This is a genomic window from Schaalia odontolytica, from assembly GCF_009730335.1.
In the GTDB taxonomy this organism is placed as follows: domain Bacteria; phylum Actinomycetota; class Actinomycetes; order Actinomycetales; family Actinomycetaceae; genus Pauljensenia; species Pauljensenia dentiphila.
On record NZ_CP046315.1, the window covers coordinates 1,905,401 to 1,926,284 of the forward strand.

Sequence of the window (20,884 nt, forward strand, 5' to 3'; positions counted from 1 at the left end):
CTTACCACACTCCCCGGCACAACCCCACGTCGTCCAGCGCTATGGCCGCGCCGAGTATGTCGGCGCGGCCGGCGCAGGATGAGCAGATGGGGTAGATGTGGATGACGTCTTCGGATTCGGAGATGAGGGCGGCAAGCCGAGCACGCACGCGCGCCAGAGTGGCTGTGTCGAGGCGGAGTTGGAACACGGATTCTTGGATGCGGTAGCCCCAGGATTCCAGTGTTTTGGCGACGCGGAGGCGCCGTTTGTTGTCGGCGATGTCGTAGGCGATGATGTAGATCATCGCCAGGCGACCCCGCTCCACGGGTAGTCGGGTTCGTCGATGGCGCGTGCCAGCATCTGCGCCGAGTGGGCGATGTGTCTGGGCCACGACCCCGAGTATCCGGGCAGGGCACCGGTGACGGATCGCTGGCAGGCGGCCTCGTACGCGTCGACGAGGATTTTCTTGCCGTCGGCGCCCAGCCACACTCCCCCGGCCTCGGCCTCGACGACGCCGTGTTCGGGCCGGAGTTTGCGCGTGCGCAGGAGCGCCATGACGGTCTGGTCGACCAGGAGTGGGCGGAGCTGTTCCATGAGGTCCAACGCCAGGCTGGGTCGCTTGTCGGTGGGTGCGTGCGCGATGCCGAGTGTCGGTTCGAGCCCGGCGGCGTGCAGCGCGCCGACGCATTCGGACAGGAGGATCGCGTACCCGTAGGACAGGGCGGCGTTAGGCAGGTCGCGGGGTGGGGCGTCGACTGCGCCCGTCGAAGGTCACGTCGGCGGGTACGCACGCGGCGAGCGCGTCGAAGTAGGCGTTGGAGCACGCGCCTGCGATGCCCATGATCTCGTCGAGTGTGCGCGCCCGCGAGGGAGCGCCGCCAAGCGTGCATGTGCGCGGTTGTGTCGGCGACGTGCACGGCTTCGTCGCGTCGTGCGATGCGGGTGAGGACGTGGATTTGGCCGCGGATTTTCGCGCCGATGAGGCTGGCAGCCAGGCGGACGCGCCGCTCGTGGTCGCCGGTGAGGGCGACTTGCACGAGGAGTCGGCTCGCGTGCGCTCCCCTGTTCGCACCGATGAGGGCACCTTGGTAGGAGCCTCGCCGCGACAGGCACACGACGTCGACGCTGCTGCGCATCGCCCACGAACGCGCGCCGGCGAACAGGCCGACGTTTCCTGACAGGACGATGCGCGTGACGCTGTTTTTAGGGACGGAGGTCGCGAGCAGCGAGCCGGGCGCGTCGACGAGGACGCGGCCCACTTTGACATGGACGCGCGCGCCATCGCGGCCGACGTAGAGGATGCGATCGGCTTGGCCTGTGGGTTCGTCGCTGGACCGGGTGTCCCACGGGTCGATGCCGATGCTCGCGAGGGCTTTCTCCTCGTCAATGTACTGGGCCGTCACGTCGGTGAGGCGCGCGCCCGCGCCAATGGCCGCGGCGGCGACGGCATCGATGGCCTCGGCCAAGCGCTGGTCGATTGGTGCCGCGAGCACGAGGGTGGTTCCGACGCGCGAGTAGAGCAGGCCTGCCCCAGTGGCGTACCTGTCAAGATCGAGCAGAGCGGCGTCAGCAAGCACGCTCGCGATCGGGTTGGGGTCCGAGGCCTGGGCGAGTTCGTCGATAATGGGCGCGTCGGCGTCGGGCAGGCCCAGGTAAGAGAGTGCCGCGCGGGTCACGAGGCCTGGGTCGGCCGGGCGGATGGTGGCTCGCGCCAGGTGGTGGTTGCCATGGTCGTAGTCGTCGACGACTCCTCTGCTGAATGCGTCGTGTCCTGCGCGCGTGTCGTCCTAGGTGCCGTGGGGGTGTTCCGCGGCGAGGCGGCGTTCGAGGCTTTCGCGCACTGATACGGCCAGGAGCGCACGGGTGACGGTGTCAGTCGTCGTGAGAGTGCTCACGTCGAGTGCGACGATGCGTGGCGGTGCCCAGTCGTGGGCGGCGAGGACGCGGAGTTGTTCGTCGGTGAGGCTTCCCGGCGTGGGGTGTTCGCTCTGGTGGGGTCCGGGTGTGCTGTGAGGAGTCGGCGTCTGGCGCGAATGAGGGCCTCGGGGCTGGTCGCTTCTCTCAGGGACGAGGCCGTGGCGGGTGTCGTCATCGTCTGTCCTTCCACTGAAGGTCCTTGCGGTTCCTCTACAAGTGTGAAGCGTTATGGAAGAGCGACACGCCGACGATGGCGGCGATTTCCGGGACAGCGTCGGCCCCGCAGGCATTCCGCGGCGATGCGGGCAGTCGCAACGAAAAGTCTGGTAATCTGGCCTCGTGCTTGCTGGTCGGAGGGGTGCTTTTTCAACCACTGGCGATCCGACATGGCGTTTCCCCTAGCCACAGGGGGTACGACACGCCGAGCAGTCAGAAAGCACCGAGCGCCAAAAGGTGCATTAAGACTCATCTACGCCGCGAGAGGACAGCTCCTTTGTGAGCGCAGACAGAAAGCGCCGAGCGCCAAAAGGTGCATTAAGACCTGTAGCTTCATGCCGTCACGCCACACGGAGAACACGAGTGTCAGAAAGCACCGAGCGCCAAAAGGTGCATTGAGACGCCCTCAAAAAGGTCTCGCCCGTCCCAGTAGTTGAGGTCAGAAAGCACCGAGCGCCAAAAGGTGCATTAAGACCAGCCATTCTCACCAGCCTTCCAGTCGCGGTAGTGCACAGTCAGAAAGCACCGAGCACCCAAAAAATTTCGCATGCAATTCTCTTAGTTCAAACTTCATCGAACGATGAAAACCGCGACATCTCAACGGTACAGCTTCAAGTCTTGAAGGATGAGAAGCCGAATTACATACGACATTTTCCAACAACCCTCAAAGATCAGCGCCATAAGGTGCATTAAGACTGCTTCAACCATGCGGTCTGGTAAGAAATCTTTGCATAGGGTTAGAAAGCACCGAGCACCATAAGGCGCATTAAGACATCGGAGCGAGAGAGTCACCGATCACGCGCTGCTCGCCCGTTAAAAAGCACCGAGCGCCAAACGGTGCATTAACACGTTTTTCTGACCGGCCTTGAATGGGCTTAAAACAGCCGTTAGAAAGCACCGAGCGCCAAAAGGTGCATTAAGACTCATTGATCGCGGCTTCCCTGACTTCCTCGCAGAACTCGTCAGAAAGCACCGCGCACCAAAAGGCGCATTAAGACTTCCACACGCTCATGGCCGTCTTGCCCGTGCCAAGGCCCGCGTCAGAAAGCACCGAGCGCCCGAAAATTTCGCATGCAATTCCCTTAGTCCAAACTTCAATGAACGGCGAAAACCGCGATATGTCAACGGTGTAGCTTCAAATCTTGAAGGGTGGAAGCCGAATTGCATGCAACATTTTCCAACAACCCTCCAAGATCAGCGCCAAAAGGTGCATTAAGACAGAATCACCACGTAAGCCGTGACCTCTACCACAATTACCGGTCAGAAAGCACCGAGCACCAAAAGGTGCATTAAGATAGGCTTCATATCGGTTGGTGGAAGAGGCGACGAGTAGTCAGAAAGCACCGAGCGCCAAAAGGTGTATTAAGACCGCCCATACCAGAGCGGTGTACCACACTTGTTACACGTCAGAAAGCACCGAGCGCCAAAAGGCGGATTAAGACCGATACCCGGCGAATACTCAGCAGTGGTATCTCCAGAACGTCAAAAAGCACCGAGCGCCAAAAGGTGCATTAAGACCCATCAAGGCGCGTCTGACACAAGCCGACAGCCATAGAACCGTCAGAAAGCACCGAGCGCCAAAAGGTGCATTAAGACGCTCTTGCACTGAGCGCTCCTTGCACGTTTTCCCACGTCATAAAGCAGCGAGCGCCAAAAGGTGCATTAAGACAGAGACATCGCGCCGATAATCCCCAAGAGGATCGCCAGAAAGCACCGAGCACCAAAAGGTGCATTAAGACTTCACCCCCTCGTCGATGGTGAAAGTGAACTTGCCGCCGTCAGAAAGCACTGAGCGCCAAAAGGTGCATTAAGGCTTGGGTAGAGAGGTGTTGAACTTGTCGTTATCGACAGCACATCAGAAAGCACCGAGCTCCATAAGGTGCATTAAGACTCGCTGAGCGTATCGTTTATCAACAGATTCATGTTCTGTCAGAAAGCACCGAGCGCCAAACGGCGCATTAAGACAGGTTTGCTGCGTGGGCAGTGAGGAGGTCGGCGGTTTCGTCGGAAAACACCGAGCGCCAAAAGGTGCATTAAGACGCCTTCTTGCCGGCGGACTTACCGCCGCCACTGCCCTTGGGTTAGAAAGCACCGAGTGCCAAAAGGTGCATTAAGACGCGACGATACGGATGTACGTATCAGGGTCGACACTTGGTCAGAAAGCACCGAGCGCCAAACGGTGCATTAAGACTCGGTATTCCATCGGAGGCATGGGCTACCCTGGATCGGGTCAGAAAGCACCGAGCGCCAAACGGTGCATTAAGACGCCACGTCGAACGCTTCCAAGGGCTGGGCAAGAATCTCTGTCAGAAAGCACCGAGCGCCAAACGGAGCATTAAGACATGCTGTGCCAAACCGTCGAATGAGATGTATTTATCGGTCATAAAGCACCGAGCGCCAAACGGTGCATTAAGACGAATATTCTCTTGTGTGTTTCAGTTGTGGTTGTGATTGGTCAGAAAGCACCGAGCGCCAAACGGTGCATTAAGACTTCCTTGATGGGCTTCTTGTCTACTTCTACCGCGGGTCAGAAAGCACCGAGAGCCAAAAGGTGCATTAAGACTCGCCGCGCTCGTCGATAGACGCCTGCGGCAGCAGGCCGTGAGAAAGCACCGAGCGCCAAACGGTGCATTAAGACTTGGGTAGGAACGTCTCAACCGTCACATGCTTACCGGTGAGAAAGCACCGAGCGCCAAACGGTGCATTAAGACATGCTCCCGCCGTGGTTGGGTGTCACCTCGTGGTGTACGTCAGAAAGCACCGAGCGCCAAACGGTGCATTATGACCGGCAGAGTTTGTTGCTGATCTGGTCGGAGTCGTAGATATTAGAAAGCGCCGAGCGCCAAAAGGTGCATTAAGACCCGTGCAAGACTTGCACTTGCGGTGTGGACTGGTTACCTGTCAGAAAGCACCGAGCGCCAAAAGGTGCATTAAGACTGCAGGAATCATTTCAAAAATGATTTCCATCTTTCGGTCAGAAAGCACCGAGCGCCAAAAGGCGCATTAAGACCTGCCGTGAAAGCGATCTTTGCGCCCATCGTCTTGACCAGTTAGAAAGCACCGAGCGCCAAAAGGCGCATTAAGACCTGAACATGATTGGATCCGGGTAGAGCCGGTCGAGCTTCGTCAGAAAGCACCGAGCACCAAAAGGCGCATTAAGACCGCAGAACTTGTCCGGGTCATGTCAACGACGAGAGGAGTCAGAAAGCACCGAGCGCCAAAAGGCGCATTAAGACTCCGATTCTTCGCATGATAAAATCACTCCCTAAAAGGTCAGAAAGCACCGAGCGCCAAAAGGTGCATTAAGACCCGTCGCAGGTGCCCACCTGGATAGGAGTCCGGTCAGAAAGCACCGAGCGCCAAAAGGTGCATTAAGACGTGTCTTCATTCTCGATATTAAGGTATCTCTTTGTTTCTGTCAGAAAGCACCGAGCGCCAAACGGTGCATTAAGACACAACGAAAGTGGAGAGCTTGAGGGTCATGAGAGTTCCGTCATAAAGCACCGAGCGCCAAACGGTGCATTAAGACACCCCTAAACTGGGGTTAAGGTTTTTTCATTTCTAGAAAGTCATAAAGCACCGAGCGCCAAACGGTGCATTAAGACCAAGTAATATCTGCAGAGTGAGGGACCGTTTTTAGGCGGTCATAAAGCACCGAGCGCCAAACGGTGCATTAAGACATCAGCGGCTAAGCACACACAACTGCATAAGGGGGTGTCATAAAGCACCGAGCGCCAAACGGTGCATTAAGACTCGAACGCGGCGAGCTTGCTGTAGAGCGCCTCGGATGCGTCATAAAGCACCGAGCGCCAAACGGTGCATTAAGACTAATCACGCAGGTCAACCACGATGGCGAGCAGCTCGGGTCATAAAGCACCGAGCGCCAAACGGTGCATTAAGACGCGCGCTTGATGTAGCACGCGAACCGATCAGACGGCTTGGTCATAAAGCACCGAGCGCCAAACGGTGCATTAAGACTTTCCGCTAATGCACTCTTTGTCGCACTCACGATCGCACGGTCATAAAGCACCGAGCGCCAAACGGTGCATTAAGACCCACTCGATGAAGCCCGTGTCGATCGCGATCTGCAAGTCATAAAGCACCGAGCGCCAAAAGGTGCATTAAGACCAGTCGAACTTCTGCTTCTTGTAGATTGTGGTCGGGTCAGAAAGCACCGAGCGCCAAACGCTGCATTATGACGGCTTACCTCGACGATGTTTCCGTGTTCGACTACAGAGTCATAAAGCACCGAGCGCCAAACGGTGCATTAAGACTCCCACACGACGAGGCGGGGGCGGATGGTTTCGACGGCGGTCATAAAGCACCGAGCGCCAAACGGTGCATTAAGACTAGGACTAACCTCAGTCACAACCAACTCCAACCCGCCCCGTCATAAAGAACCGAGCGCCAAACGGTGCATTAAGACTCGTTGACGAAGAAAGTCTTAAGAGCCTCTTTGATAGGCCATAAAGCACCGAGCGCCTAACGGTGTATTAAGACCCGGGGATAATCGCGTTTTCGGCGCGAATCTTGTCCGTCATAAAGCACCGAGCACCAAACAGCGCATTAAGACGCAGCGTTGATTCCATACGGGACGTATGCGAAGTCGCCGGTCATAAAGCACCGAGCGCCAAATGGTGCATTAAGACCAACCGAAGCCAAGAACAGGTGTGTAAATATCACGAATTCATAAAGCACCGAGCGCCAAACGGCGCATTAAGACCTTCTGGATTGATTGGATTGGTGAGTGAAGCAGCATCCCCGGCCATAAAGCACCGAGCGCCAAACGGTGCATTAAGACTCAATTCCGAGTTGGCACATGAATGCTTGGGTGAGTCCTGGTCATAAAGCACCGAACGCTATCAGGTGTATTACGACGTCTTGCGCTTCAGGTCGCCCTGTCCGTCCGGATCACCGTCAGAAAGCACCAAGCGCCAAACGGCGCATTAAGACGCCAGCGGCGCTACCCACGCCACATGATCAGTTGCATCCCAGTCATAAAGCACCGAGCACTAAACGGTGCATTAAGACAAGGCAATCGAGGACGGATCCTGGCTGTCGATTGCAAGGGTCATAAAGCACCGAGCGCCAAACGGTGCATTAAGACCGGCAGGCGCTCCCGCCACCGGTGCGCCTGCTGCCACCGGGTCATAAAGCACCGAGCGCCAAACGGTGCATTGAGACTCCATGAGGGCCTTCACCGTCGGCGCGAGGTTGCTGCGGCCATAAAGCACCAAGCGCCAAACGGTGCATTAAGACCGGTGGGCCGCGAACTTCTGGATGACCGGATTGTAGCCCACGTCATAAAGCACCGAGCGCCAAACGGTGCGCTAAGACTCCATTCCACCAGCCATTTGGTGTTGTCCTTTCGTCTGGTCATAAAGCACCGAGCAACAAACGGTGCATTAAGACACGCCCAGGTAACGCTTGAGCAGCTCCAGCTTGGACTCGTCATAAAGCACCGAGCGCCATCAGGTGCATTAAAACACGAGTGTTCGTCGTCCGTTGATTGTTTGCCAGTAGGCGAGTCATAAAGCACCGAGCGCCAAACGGTGCATTAAGACCGGATGTAGGAACGGATGGTGGGGACGGCGAGGCCGACGTCATAAAGCACCGAGCGCCAAACGGCGCATTAAGACTTGCGGTCCTTCGTGTCCTGGACGGTGTTCTCATCGACGTCATAAAGCACCGAGCGCCAAACGGTGCATTAAGACCCGCTTAAACGCCCTGCACTCATCCTCACTCAGATACTCCGGTCATAAAGCACCGAGCGCCATAAGGCGCATTAAGACTCATACCCGATTGTGGCCAGGTCTCCGACCACACGTCCGGGTCAGAAAGCAGCTAGCGCCATAAGGTGCATTAAGACAGGAAGAGGATTGTTGTCGCATCAATGATCGACACAGCCAAGTCAGAAAGCACCGAGCGCCATAAGGTGTTTGCAGCGCGCTCTCGTGGACAACCGGATAACCCGTCGGCTTCTGGATAGGCTATTGCGTTCTGGATAGGATAATACGCTATCCAGAACTCCGTTTCCTATCCAGAAGCGCACCCAGGTGACGCGGGGTAAACCTCGCCCCACCCCGAACATGTTCGAGGCCTCCCCGGTACACCCAGGGAGGCCTCGTCAACGATGTACGCGAAGGGCAGCTACTGCCGCGAACCCGAGAGCCGCTTAGACGGATGCCGCCTGTCCTCTCCCCTCCACCACGGCATCCACGCCGCGTAGCCGTCCGCGCGCGGCATGGGAGAGTCGGGCTCGAAGCCCAACTCCTCCGGCGTCTCGGGGATGCGATCCACCAGGAAGTACTTATCCCTATCGTCGCAGTGCTCGCGCACGATCGTGCGGAACTCCGCCAGCTCGCAATACACGACCCCCGTGATCGGATTCCTCCTAAACACCACGATCTTGTACAGCCACTAGGCAAACAGCGCGACATTAGCCGCGAGCGCGAGCGCCGCACACGCGATGTTCGCGCGCGGGTCCATCGTCGCGAAGTTGAAGATGTCCGAGGGCGGCACCAGGACCTCGGGCAGGAGCGTATTCATGGAGATCCATGAAAACCAGGGTGAAGCAGCGGAACCAGATCCACTGGCCCTTCGCCCACGTGAACGCCGGGATCATACAGGCCTGGAGCAGGGCAAGCGTGCAATACCACGTGTAGTCGGCCAGCGAATTGTACAAGAACGCGTGGTTCCACAGGTCGTAGGCAATCACCCACGGCCACACCATATCCACCCAGATGAAGCCGCGCACCGATACCGACACGCATGAGGGGCCGCGCACAAAAAGACGCGCGCGGCCCGTCTCTAACGCTCGACCGGGAAGGATCCCCAGCCTCGTCGCGGCTACTGCGGCAGGCGGCCCTACTCGAGCGAATCAATCAAATCGCGCACAAGCTGCGACGGCGTCGTACCGCGCTCCTGAGCCACCTCAGCGAGCTTGGCACGACGAGAACGGTCAAGACGGAGGGTGAACGGCTTAGCACCAACACCAACGCTAATCGGGCGTCCGGCCACAGACGAACCGAGATGCTTCCCGTCGTAAGGCACACCGTTCTCGGCCTGGTTCCCCCAACGCTCCAGATCCTCATCAGTGAAGGTCGCACCATCAGCTGACGTATACATCGCCATCATTACCTCCTTAAACCAACCTCTGCGAGCACCGCTCGCGTTACCAGCATCGGATGAAATCAACCCACCCATTCGCACACTCATCAGTGTATGTACAAAATAGGCACCAAGGGAAGGCCCCACGGCATCTCTTCCCACGCAGGCATCACACGTACGAGGGGCCACGCACGAGACATCGTGCGCGGCCCCTCTCTCCGTCTCAACCAGGAAGGAACCCCGGCCTCGTGATACCTACTCCTGGAGGCGGCCCTCGTCGTCGAACACGTAGCGCGTGCCGTCGATCCAGCGCGCCCCGGTCACCATCGCCCCGGAGGAGGAGAGGTAGAACCAGGAGCCGCCGTCCTTCACCCAGCCGGTGCTCATCGCGCCGGAGGTGGCGAAGTGGTACCAGGAGGATCCGATGCGCGCCCAGCCCGTGGCCATCGCACCGGAATCGGCCAAGTAGTACCAGGTGGAGCCCTCACGCATCCAGCCGGCGTGCATCGCGCCCGAGGAGCCCAGGAAGTACCAGGTGTCGCGCACCTTGGTCCATCCGCTCGCCATCTCGCCGCTGATGGGATCCAGGTAGTACCAGGTTCCACGCACCTGCACCCAGCCTGCGGCCTGGCCGCCGGAGGGTCCGTAGTAGAACCAGTGGCCGCCCTCGCTGAACCAGCCGGTCACCATGTACCCGCGGGCATCGAAGCGATAGATCGCCCCGTCGATGCGCAGCTGCATCGAGGTCGGGTAGGTGCCGTCCTCGTAGCGCCACCACCAGCCAAACACGCCGGACACCCAGCGGCCCGAGCGGGCCTCGTCGGGACCGACCTGGTCGGGGCTGACGGTGAAGGGAACCTGGAGCGTCGCGTCGTCGTCGGCGCGGGCGTCGTTGTTGCGGCCCATGGCCTCGACCGTGACCGTCGCGGCGCCCGCGAAGCGTCCCGTGCCGTTCGGGTGGGACACGTCCACGCCGTCGGCCTGCAGCGTCACCGAGTTGCCCTCGAAGGCGCCGTTACCCACACCGGTCGCGACCTCGCGCTCACCGACGAGGAGACGCGCAGAGGTCACCGGACCGGTCACCGTCACACGGATGGAGACGCGCCCGGCGACGCTCTCCCCCGCCAGCGGCTGCCAGGTGGTGCCATCCGTCGAGTACTCGACGCTGCCGATGACGGGCTTCGCCTGGTCCTTGAGGACGGCGTCCAGGGCGTTGGGCAGGCCCGCGCCCCGGTACTCGCGGCCCTTGACGGGCTTGAGGCGATCCCAGTTCGACGGATCCCCCGCCTGCTTCTTGGCCAGGGCAATGATCTGCTCGGCGTTCATCTCCGGGTGGACCTGCCGCAGCGTCGCGATGACGGCGGCTGCCAGAGGCGATGCCTGCGAGGTGCCGTACAGGTTGCCGTAGGCCTTGCCGTACCAGCTCGTCAGAGGCGCGTAGATCTTCGCGCCGGGGGCGGCGAAGTCGATGCTGTTCGCACCCCAGTTCGACCAAGAGGCCGGCTCGAGCACGCCGGTTGCGGGGTCGGCGCCCTCGGGCAGCTGCAGGGCGGACACGGAGAGCGTGCCGCGCAGCTTCGGTGGCATGTAGACGGCGCCCGTCACGTCACGCACGTGTGCACCCCAGGTGTCGCCGGGAGCCGAGTTGTCGGTCGTGGGCAGGTTGTCCAGGTCGGTCGAGAAGTTACCCGCGGCCACGACGTTGATGACGTCCTTCGAGGTCGCGTAGTCGACCGCGCGCTGCACGGCCTCCTGGCCCGCGGCCTGCTCCGGGTCGTTGGGGAGCCAGTACTTCCACGGGTCCACGTAGTACGAACCATTGGTGACCGAGATGCCGTGCTCGGCGGCCCACACGAAGCCACACACGATGTACTCGGGGTAGAAGAATCCGCCGTTACGCGAGGCCACGTTGATCGCGGCGATGCGCAGGGTCGGGTTCACGCCGTCCACACCCACGCCGTCGTGCTTCGCGGCGATCGAGCCGGCCACGTGGGTGCCGTGGGTGGCGTCGTCCCAGCGCCAGGCGGCGGGGTCGCGGTTCGGGATGCCGTTGAACGAGCAGGACACGGACTTGTCGTGGTCGACCTGTCCGACCAGGTCCGGCACGGTGTCATCGACGGACTGGTCCATGATGCCCACCGTGACGGGCGCGCGCATGACGTCCACACCCTGCGCCTCGAGAGCGCGCAGGGCCTGGAGGTGCCATCCGTTGCCGGTCTGCGGGTCCGGGGTGAGGGCCGCGTCCTGGTCACCCTGCGCTCCCTGGGAGCGCGGTGCTGCCGCAATCGCCGCGTCCGCCGCGACTCGGGTCTCGTAGGAGATGGGGACCACGGCCTCGTTACCGCCGACGGGCGCCTGGCGGGTCGGGCCGATCGAGTCGTAGCTGATGCCCTCCTTCACGAGAGCCGCGCCCAGGTCGGGCGAGAAGGTGGGCGACGCGGACTGCACGAAGAACGTCCCGAAGGCAGGGTACTGGGCCAGGACGAGCCCACCGTGGAACGAGGCCTGGGCCGCCGCACGCTGGAAGGCGGCGTTATCGGTGCCCTTGGGCAGGTTGACCGCGTAGTTGGCGGGCAGCTGGTCGTTGCTGCGCGCGGGAGCGGTGATGCCAGCCTTGGCGGGGCCAGCCGGCGCGGGCGTCGCGTCCGTATCGGGCGCGGGGGCCGGGGTGACGGCGGCGTTCGGGTCGCGCGAGACGGTGAAGACGGCCTCGCGACCCGTGTCGTCGTCAGCCTGGCGATCGAAGTTGATGCCGGTGGCGCTGACCTGGACGCGGGCGGTCACCGAGTCCGCGCCCTCGGGCAGCAGTGCGCTGAGGTCCACGTTTTCGATCGAGGCACCCAGGGCATCGTCGAAGTACTTGCCCGAGCCGTCGCGGTCGACGGATGCCAAGCCGGCAACGTCCATGTGCAGGTGGCTGATCGGGGCGATCGCCTCGGTGTAGAAGGTGACGGGGCCGGCCGGCAGGGTCGCTCCGTGCACGTCCTTCCATTCGCCCTTGCCGACCCGGTACTGCAGGGTCTGGACGGTCGGCTGGGGCTGGTCGCGGCGCATGGTGGTCAGCGCGTTGATGAAGCCGTAGCCGCGGAATTCCTTGCCGTCCTCGGGCGCTTCCAGACGCGTGTATTCCATGGCGGCCTGCTTGCGCATGAGGTCGGTGATCTGCTTGCCCTGGAATCCCGGGTGGATCGACTTCATGAGCGCGGCGATGCCCGTGATGTGGGGCGTGGCCATGGAGGTGCCGCTGGTCTTGGCGTAGCCGGAGGAGAAAATCGCCGTAGGTACGGTCGAGTAGATGTCCTGCCCCGGAGCAGTAAAGTCGACGCTCTTGCCGTAGTTGGAGAAGTCGGCGCGCTTGAGGTTTGCCCATTCGGGCTTGGTCTCGACATTGGTGCGCGTGGCGGCGCTGACCTGACTGACGCCCTCGACCATGGCGGGGACCTTCACGCCGTTCTTCACGGGGCGGTCCTTGATCGGGGCGTCAAGGTCGGTCGGCGACCCGCTGTCGGTCGTGACGTTGTCGTTGTCCATGCCGTCGTTGCCCGCCGAGGCGATGACGGCCAGCCCCTTGCCCTGTGCGTATGCGATGGCGCGGGTCGCGGCCTCGAGGCCCGCGGCCTGCTCGGGATCGCTCGGGCTCCAGTAGACCCACGGGTCCATCGAGTAAGAGTTGTTGACGATGTCAACACCGTGGCTGGCGGCCCACATGAAGCCGCAGGTCACGTACTCGGGGTACATGAGCTGCTCGTCGTTGGAGGCCTTGATGGACACGAGGCTCGCGGTCGGCGCGATGCCATCGATGCCGATGCCGTTGTGATTCGCCGCGATGATGCCCGCGACATGCGTGCCGTGGAAGTAGTCGTCACGCCACGACCCGTAGGCTTGAGAGGGGATGCCGTTGTGCCCGCAGGAGACGGAACGGGAGGTGTCGACGCGCCCCACGAGGTCGGGGTGCGTGTCGTCGATGCCGGTGTCGATGACACCGACCGTGACGGGCGCGTGCGCAATCGGCACGGCCGCCGCGTCGGTGGCGCTCATCGCCTGGGCACCCCAGTTGACGACCTCCTCGGGCTTATCAGCCTCGGTCGCGTCCTGTCCACGTAGAGAGGACGGGCCACCCGACTGTGCGCCCGACTGAGCCGGGCTCGCCTCGCCAGACTGCGGGCCGGGCTGCGGGTCCGGGGCGGCGGCCTGGCGCTCCCCCTCGGGCACGGCGGCCACGCGTGTCGGGCCCAACGAGTGCACGGAAATTCCGGCCTTCGCCAGGGCTGCGGCCAGGTCCGGGGCGAACGAGGTCGACTCACTCTGGGCGAAGAACGTCCCGAGCTCCGGGTAGGAGGCCAGCGTGACGCCACCGGCGGATGCGACCAGCGAGGTCGCGCGCGCGAGGTCCTCGGCGCTGGCCCGAGGGCTGAGGTTGATGGCGTAGTTCATCAGGCCGGCGCTGGCGCGAGCGGGCGCGATGAGGCCGGTATGATCGTCGGCCCGGGTGGGTGGGGCGGTCGCTGTGGCCACGCCCATGGACAGGGCGAGGGCGGCGACGAGCCCGATGCGTGCAACATTGCGGCGCATGGTTCCTCGACTTTCAGTTGTGGGTCTGGCGAGTACGACAATGTACCCATCGAAACTATCATGCTTTAGTTTGTCACTCGCCACAATATAGACCAACTTAAATCCGCCATCACCTCAACAAAGGCGACGCTGTCGGGTAACCACTCCCCACGAGCGCACGCGAGGCCTCCTGACAGCGCGGCGGGGCCGCGCACCCTCAGGTGCATGGCCCCGCCGTGACGACGTCGCTCAGCCTAGTGCCGCAGGCGCCCGTCCGGACCGAAGGTGTAGGTCGTCCCATCTACCTGCTGGGTGCCGGTGACCATCGCCCCCGAGGAACCCAGGTAGTACCAGGAATCTCCCTCATGCAGCCACCCGATCGCCATGCCACCGGAGAGCGTGAGGTAGTACCAGGTGGATCCATCGCGAACCCAGCCGGTACCCATCGCACCCGAAGCGCTGAGGTAGTACCAGGTGCCATTGACGAACACCCAGCCCGTCGCCATCGCGCCCGTGGCCGGATCCAGGTAGTACCAGGTGCCCTCGACCTGCGTCCACCCCGAGGCCTGCGCGCCCGAGGCCTGGTGGAAGAACCACTGGCCTGCCTCACGGACCCACCCGGTCACCATGTATCCGCGCGCGTCGAAGCGATAGGTTGCTCCGCCGATCGCAATTGCCGCAGAGGCCGGGTAGGAGCCGTCCTGGTAGCGGTACCACCAGCCGATCGCATCTTTCATCCACGTTCCAGCCTTGGCCTCGTCGGCCTGATCCTGACCGCCCGACACCGCGTCGAGGGCGTCGAGGAAGCCGTAACCGCGGTATTCCTTACCGTCGATGGGAGCGTTGAGACGTCCATAGTTGGCAGCGGCCTGCTTCTTCATCAGGTCGATGACCTGGGCGCCCGTAAGCTCCGGGTGCACCGACTTAATGAGTGCCGCGACGCCCGACACGTGCGGGGTCGCCATGGACGTGCCGTCGGCGACGGCGTAGCCGCTGCGGTAGAAGAGCGTCGTGGCCGTGGAGTAGATCTGGTCGCCCGGGGCGGCAAAATCGATCGTCTGACCGTAGTTGGAGAACTCAGCGCGGCCCAGGGACAGACCCGGCTTCACGTTGTACGCCTGACCAACCGCGCTCACCTGAGCGACACCGTCGAGCATGGAGGGAACGCGGATACTGCCCTTCACTGCACGATTCTTCGTCGGCGTGGGGACGTCCGTCGGGGACCCGTTGTCGATCGTCGGGCTATCAATGTCGACGCCCTCGTTACCGGCCGCCGCGATCACAGCCAGGCCCTTGTCCTGCGCGTACTTGATCGACCTCGTGGCCGCCTCAAGGCCCGCAGCCTGCTCGGGGTCGGTCGGACTCCAATAGACCCACGGGTCCATCGAGTAGGAGTTATTCACGACGTCCACCCCGTGGCTCGCCGCCCACATGAACGCACAGGTCACGTACTCGGGGTAGATGAGGCGGTTGTCGTTGGTCGCCTGAATGGCGACGATGGTCGACTCAGGGGCGATGCCGTCGATACCAATGTCATTGTGGTTGGCAGCGATAATGCCCGCGACGTGCGTGCCGTGGTAGAACTCATCACGCCACCCGTAGAAGTCCTGCGTGGCAACGCCGTTGACCGAGCACTTCACAGAACGCGACGTATCGACGCGCCCCTCCAGGTCGGGATGCGTATCCTCAACGCCGGAGTCAACGACCGCGACGGTCACGGGGGCGCGCTTGACATTGACTGCCTCAGCCTCGCGCGCGTGCATGGCGACGGCGCCCCAGTTGAAGATCTCCTCGTTCGCTTCAGCGGGGGCAGCGCTCGCGGTCTCGTCGCGCATCGCGTTCAGACCGCCTGCCGCGCCGGACTGCGGGGCCTCATCCTTCTTGTCGGTGGGCAGGTCGACGCGCTCGTAGTAGAGGACGGGGGCCACGCGGGTCGGGCCGATCGAGTGGATGGAGATACCGGCCTGTCGCAGGGCGGCGGCCAGGTCGGGCGCGAACGAGGGCGTGGCGCTCTGCGCGAAGAAGGTACCGATCTCCGGGTACGAGGCCAGGGCGGCACCGCCGGCTCCGGGGACGAGGGCGAGGGCCCGCTGAAGGTCCTCGGGGTTCGTGCCGGCGAGGTTGATCGCGTAGTTCATCTCGTCGTTGTCAGCGCGGGCTGCGGAGACGAGTCCGGGCTCCTCAGCACGGGCGGAGGGGGCGTTCACCGCGGCCACGCCCATGGACAGGGCGAGAGCGGCGACGATGCCGATGCGTGCGGCAGTGCGGCGCATAGTTCCTCGACTTTCGATTGTCACTGTCAGGATTTCGACTGCATTCACAGCTGCACCCATCATCCTAGAGTTTGTCAGTAACAACAAAACCTAGGCTTACCTAAGTCCATCCTCCAAGACTCCATCAATTCACCGCATATGAGACGGGGAACACCCGTAGGCACTCCCCGTCTCGTCGCTCGTTTTGTTGGAAGCCGACGTTTACTCCAGGCCGGCGTCGAGGGCCAGCAGATGGTCGACTGTCTGCGGACGGATGAACCAGCGCGCCGATCCATCCTCAACGGCGAGCACGCCCGGCTTCGTCAACATGTTGTAGTTCGAGGCCATCGAGTAGCCGTATGCCCCCACAGCGGGAACGGCCAGCAGGTCGCCACCCGCGATGTCGGCCGGCAGGTCGATATCGCGGATGATGATGTCGCCGCTCTCGCAGTGCTTGCCGACGATGCGGCAGCGCGCGAGTTCAGATGCATCGGCGGGATCGCGGTTAGCGAGCGTCGCCGTGTAGGCCGCGTCGTAGAGGACCGGGCGGATGTTATCCGACATGCCGCCGTCGATCGCCACGTAGCGGCGCACTCCCCCGTCTTCCAGGGAAATGTCCTTGACGACGCCGACGCGGTAGAGCATGACCATCGACGGGCCGGCAATCGAGCGACCCGGCTCAACGGACACGTGCGGGATCGGCAGGCCGTGGTGGGCGCAGCGCTCGCGCACCACGGTGGCCAGGGCGCGGGCGACCTCGACCGGGGAGGTCGGGACCGGATCTTGCCCGGTGTAGGCGATGCCGACGCCGCCGCCCAGGTCGATGGCGGGAACGTCCAGGCCCAGCTCAGCCTTCAGGAGCGCCGCGAAGTCGATGACGATGCGCGCGGCCTCGGCAAAGGCCTCGGTCCCAAAAATCTGGGAGCCGATGTGGCTGTGCAGGCCCCGGAAGTCCAGGTGCGCCGCATCCTTGATCACGGCCACGGCCTCGTACGCCTGACCGGTGGCCAAGGACAGGCCGAACTTCTGGTCCTCGTGGGCGGTCGCAATGTACTCGTTGCCGCCCGCGTGGATGCCGGACTTCAGGCGCACCATGACGGGCGCGACGACGCCGAGGTCAGCGGCGATGCGCTCGATCTGGTGGACCTCGTCCATCGAGTCGATGAAGATGCGGTGGATGCCAGCCTGAAGGGCGAGGCGGATCTCCGCATCCGACTTGTTGTTGCCGTGCAGGCCGATACGGTCGGGGCCCACCCCGGCGCGCAGGGCCAGACTCAGCTCTCCGAGCGAGGCGGTGTCGATACCCATGCCCTCGGCGGCGACAAGGCGCGCGACGTCGGCGCTCAGGAAGGCCTTGCCAGCGTAGAAGGCGTCACCGCCGTTCATGCCGTATCCGTCCCAGAACTCCTCGGCCATCGCCGAAGCCCACACGCGGGCCCGGCCGCGCATGGCCTCGACGTCAAGCACGAAGGTGGGCGTGCCGAAGTCGGCGGCGACGCTGGTCAGGTCGACACCTCCCAGGCGCAGCACGCCACCCTCCCGAGAAGCGCTCCACGGCCACAGGTCGGGGCGCTCATCGGGGGTCGGGCAGGTGAGGGTACCGACGCTTGCCGTCTCGCTCACTGAGTCACATCCTCTCGGGGGCACTCACACCGAGGAGGCCGAGGCCGGTGCGCAGCACCTGGGTGACCGCGTCGTTGAGCCAGAGGCGGGCGATGTGGCCGGGCTCAACCGGGTCATCGCCGCGAGGCGTCACGCGGCACTGGCCGTACCAGGCGTGGTAGGTCGCAGCCAGGGACTCGAGGTAGCGGGTGATGCGGTGCGGCTCGCGCAGCTCGGTCGCCTGCGCAACCTGCGCGGGGAACTGGGCGAGGGCTGCCAGCAGGGCCTCGTCGGCCTCGGAGTCGAGGGCGGCCGGGTCGAAGCCAGCATCGCGGGTGACGCCATGCTCGGCCGCATTGCGGGCGACATTGCAGGCACGCACGTGCGCGTACTGCACGTAGTAGACCGGGTTGTCATTGGAGTGCTGCGAGAGCAGGTCCAGGTCAATGTCGACCTGCGTGTCCATCGAGACTCGCACGAGGGCGTAACGCGCGGCGTCCACGCCCACGGCATCGACGAGGTCGTCGAGGGTGACGATCGTGCCGGCGCGCTTGGACATGCGCACGGGCTCGCCATCCTTGACGAGGTTGACGAGCTGGCCGATGAGGATCTGCAGATTCTCGCCCGGCTTGTCACCGAACGCAGCGCACATCGCCATCATGCGGGCGATGTAGCCGTGGTGGTCGGCGCCCAGCAGGTAGATGGCGACATCCGCGCCACGCTCACGCTTGTTGAGGTAGTAGGCGACGTCGCCCGCGAAGTACGCGGCCTGGCCGTCCGACTTGATGAGGACGCGGTCCTTGTCGTCGCCGTAGGTGGTCGTGCGCAGCCACACCGCGCCATCCTCGTCGAAGATCTCGCCGCGCTCGCGCAGGCGCTCGATCGCCGCGGCAACCGCGCCGGAGGTGTGCAGGGACTCCTCGTGGAAGAAGACGTCAAAGTCGGCCCGGAAGGAGTGCAGACGCTCCTTGATCTCCGCGAACATCAGCTCAACGCCGCGAGCACGGAAGACCTCGATAGCCTCTTCTTCGGGCAGGGTGATCGGGTCGGGCTCGCCGGCCGCGCGCGCGTCAGCACGGACCTGGTCGGCAATGTCGGCGATGTACTGGCCGCCGTAGCCGTCCTCGGGAACCTCGCGGCCCATGGCGCGGGCGTAGAGAGAATGCGAGAAGCGGTCGATCTGCGAGCCGTGGTCGTTGAAGTAGTACTCGCGGGTCACGGCGGCGCCGGAGGCGGCCATGAGGCGGGCGAGAGAGTCACCGACGGCTGCCCAGCGGGCGCCGCCCAGGTGCACGGGGCCGGTCGGGTTTGCAGAGACGTACTCGAGGTTGATCGAGCGGCCCGAGAGGGTCTCGTTGCGGCCGTACGCGGCGCCGGCCTCAACGATCGTGCGAGCCAGCTCGCCGGCCGCACCCGCGCCCAGGCGGATGTTGATGAAGCCGGGGCCAGCGACCTCGACGGAGTCGATACCGTCGGCGGCGGCCAGGTCATCGGCGAGGATCTGCGCGAACTCACGCGGCGCCATGCCGGCCTTCTTACCGAGCTGCATCGCGACGTTGGTCGCCCAGTCACCGTGCTCGCGCACGCGCGGGCGCTCCACGGTCACGGGGTCGGGGACCAGCGAGGGGTCGATCGAAATGCGACCGGCGGCAGCAGCGTCCAGCAGGGTCGCGCGGATGAGAGTAGCAAGTTCTTCAGGAGTCACCCCTTTAGACTACGGGGTTTGTGCTCCTATCCGCGAACTCTCCCCGGCCTCGTGGATGAAAACCTGGCCACATGCGCGTCCCATTCCCCACCCCTCCCCCGCCCCGCGGGCCTCGAGACGGGTACAGTTTCGGGTAACCGAACGTTTTTCGTCAGCAGTGAGGAACACCTGTGACCACCACGGACACCCAGCAGCGCCGCAAGCTCATCCCCCTCCTCGGCCCCGCCTTCGTCGCGGCCGTCGCCTACGTCGACCCCGGAAACGTCGCCGCCAACATCACGGCGGGCGCGCGCTACGGGTATCTGCTCGTGTGGGTTCTCGTGGCCTCGAACATCTTCGCGATGGTCATCCAGTACCTCTCCGCCAAGCTCGGCCTGGTCACCGGCCAGTCCCTGCCCGCCCTGCTGGGTGCACGCATGCGCAAGCCCGGGCGCATCGCATTCTGGCTTCAGGCCGAGATCGTGGCCGCCGCGACCGACCTGGCCGAAGTCATCGGCGGCGCACTCGCCCTCCACCTCCTCTTTGGGGTTCCGCTCCTGTGGGGCGGCGTCATCGTCGGCATCGTGTCGATGGCTCTGCTTCTTGTTCAGGGCGGTGGGCGCCAGCGCCAGTTCGAGACGATCATCGTCGGCCTGCTGATCATCATCACGCTGGGATTCCTGGCGGGCCTCTTCGTCGCGCCCCCCAGCCCCTCGGGCATGCTCGGCGGGCTCGTTCCTCGCTTCCAGGGCACCGACTCGGTCCTCGTGGCCGCCTCCATGCTGGGTGCGACCGTCATGCCGCACGCGGTCTACCTGCACTCCTCCCTCGTCAACGACCACGAGGCCGACGAGCTCGGCCCCTCCACCGGCGACGCCCGCCACTCCTCGGGACACCTCTCGCGCCTACTGCGCGCGACCCGCATCGACATCTACTGGGCGCTGAGCATCGCGGGTCTGGTCAACATCGGCCTGCTGCTCCTGGCCGCCGCGGCACTGGCCGGCCAAAGCGGCACCGACACGATCGAGGGCGCGCACGCCGCGATCTCCTCCACGCTCGGGCCCATCGTCGGCACGGTGTTTGCGGTCGGCCTGCTCGCATCGGGCCTGGCGTCCACGTCGGTGGGCGCCTACGCGGGCTCAGAGATCATGAACGGCCTGCTCCACATCCGCGTGCCCATCATGGCGCGTCGCCTCTTCTCCCTGATCCCCGCGCTCATCATCCTGGGCGCGGGCGCCGAGCCCACGTGGGCGCTCGTCGTCTCGCAGGTCGCCCTATCGTTCGGCATCCCCTTCGCGATCATCCCGCTCATGCGCCTCACCGCCAACCGCGACGTCATGGGCGACTACACCAACAATCGCCCCCTGCGCGTCACCGGTTTCCTCATCGCGGCCGTCATCGTCGCGCTGAACCTGTTCCTCGTGTACCTCACCCTCACCGGCCAGGGCTAAGAGGCGAGGCCGGGGCTCGGGCCCCTTGTCGGTTGCCACGGGCCTTGCTGGGCCGGAGTGGCGGCCGGCGGCACTTTTTCCCACCCCACTCAGCCACCATTGAATCCACTGACACCTTTGCA

Annotated in this window: 9 protein-coding genes and 2 pseudogenes; 2 read left to right on the top strand and 9 right to left on the bottom strand. The window is 63.5% G+C overall.

Features of this window, described 5'->3' with window-relative positions; translation table 11 throughout:
• Nucleotide 1 precedes the first annotated feature (1 nt).
• The 3 genes and pseudogenes from cas2 to cas1 (FOC40_RS10795) all read right to left on the bottom strand — a co-directional run bounded on the left by cas2 (nt 2) and on the right by cas1 (FOC40_RS10795) (nt 1,382).
• Entirely contained in the window at nt 2–283 is a 282-nt protein-coding gene (cas2, locus tag FOC40_RS08315) for a CRISPR-associated endonuclease Cas2 (RefSeq protein ID WP_003794737.1), read from the bottom strand.
• Complete coding sequence (gene cas1, locus FOC40_RS10785; protein WP_081445510.1) at nt 280–714, bottom strand: CRISPR-associated endonuclease Cas1; 435 nt, start codon at nt 712–714, stop codon at nt 280–282. Before cas1 (FOC40_RS10785) ends, cas2 begins: the two co-directional genes overlap by 4 nt.
• Nucleotides 707–1,382: pseudogene (gene cas1, locus FOC40_RS10795) on the bottom strand (CRISPR-associated endonuclease Cas1). The gene cas1 (FOC40_RS10785) and the pseudogene cas1 (FOC40_RS10795) overlap by 8 nt, the downstream one beginning before the upstream one ends.
• Here cas1 (FOC40_RS10795) and FOC40_RS08330 point away from each other — a divergent pair.
• On the top strand, nt 1,290–1,823 hold the full coding sequence (locus tag FOC40_RS08330; RefSeq protein WP_155844134.1) for a hypothetical protein: 534 nt from the start codon (nt 1,290–1,292) through the stop codon (nt 1,821–1,823). The pseudogene cas1 (FOC40_RS10795) and the gene FOC40_RS08330 overlap by 93 nt on opposite strands.
• A gap of 6,439 nt (nt 1,824–8,262) precedes the next feature.
• Here the strand turns inward: FOC40_RS08330 and FOC40_RS08335 are convergent.
• From FOC40_RS08335 to argS, 6 genes and pseudogenes are all read right to left on the bottom strand, one after another.
• Nucleotides 8,263–8,872: pseudogene (locus tag FOC40_RS08335) on the bottom strand (DUF5692 family protein); the annotation flags it as partial.
• A gap of 107 nt (nt 8,873–8,979) precedes the next feature.
• Nucleotides 8,980–9,240 (bottom strand): CopG family transcriptional regulator, encoded by a 261-nt coding sequence (locus FOC40_RS08340; protein ID WP_231125996.1) that lies wholly within the window; start codon nt 9,238–9,240, stop codon nt 8,980–8,982.
• Nucleotides 9,241–9,477: 237 nt separating this feature from the next.
• A complete protein-coding gene (locus FOC40_RS08345; protein ID WP_003794690.1) occupies nt 9,478–13,794 on the bottom strand; it encodes a S8 family serine peptidase in 4,317 nt (1,438 codons plus the stop codon).
• A 233-nt stretch (nt 13,795–14,027) separates the two neighbouring features.
• A complete protein-coding gene (locus FOC40_RS08350) occupies nt 14,028–16,046 on the bottom strand; it encodes a S8 family peptidase (RefSeq protein WP_003794687.1) in 2,019 nt (672 codons plus the stop codon).
• Nucleotides 16,047–16,247: 201 nt separating this feature from the next.
• Nucleotides 16,248–17,648: a diaminopimelate decarboxylase gene (gene lysA / locus FOC40_RS08355; RefSeq protein WP_003794685.1), complete on the bottom strand. Its 1,401-nt coding sequence runs from the start codon at nt 17,646–17,648 to the stop codon at nt 16,248–16,250.
• A 4-nt stretch (nt 17,649–17,652) separates the two neighbouring features.
• The gene (gene argS, locus FOC40_RS08360) at nt 17,653–19,332 is read right to left on the bottom strand and encodes an arginine--tRNA ligase (RefSeq protein ID WP_003793189.1); all 1,680 of its coding nucleotides are present in this window, start codon (nt 19,330–19,332) and stop codon (nt 17,653–17,655) included.
• A gap of 170 nt (nt 19,333–19,502) precedes the next feature.
• Here argS and FOC40_RS08365 point away from each other — a divergent pair, with 170 nt between their 5' ends.
• Entirely contained in the window at nt 19,503–20,762 is a 1,260-nt protein-coding gene (locus FOC40_RS08365) for an Nramp family divalent metal transporter (protein WP_003794681.1), read from the top strand.
• Nucleotides 20,763–20,884: the final 122 nt, after the last annotated feature.

Coding starts and splice junctions, on each gene's coding strand:
- FOC40_RS08345 (WP_003794690.1), bottom strand. CDS start 13,794: ATGCGCCGCAATGTTGCACGCATCGGGCTCGTCGCCGCCCTCGCCCTG.
- FOC40_RS08350 (WP_003794687.1), bottom strand. CDS start 16,046: ATGCGCCGCACTGCCGCACGCATCGGCATCGTCGCCGCTCTCGCCCTG.
- cas2 (WP_003794737.1), bottom strand. CDS start 283: ATGATCTACATCATCGCCTACGACATCGCCGACAACAAACGGCGCCTC.
- FOC40_RS08340 (WP_231125996.1), bottom strand. CDS start 9,240: ATGTATACGTCAGCTGATGGTGCGACCTTCACTGATGAGGATCTGGAG.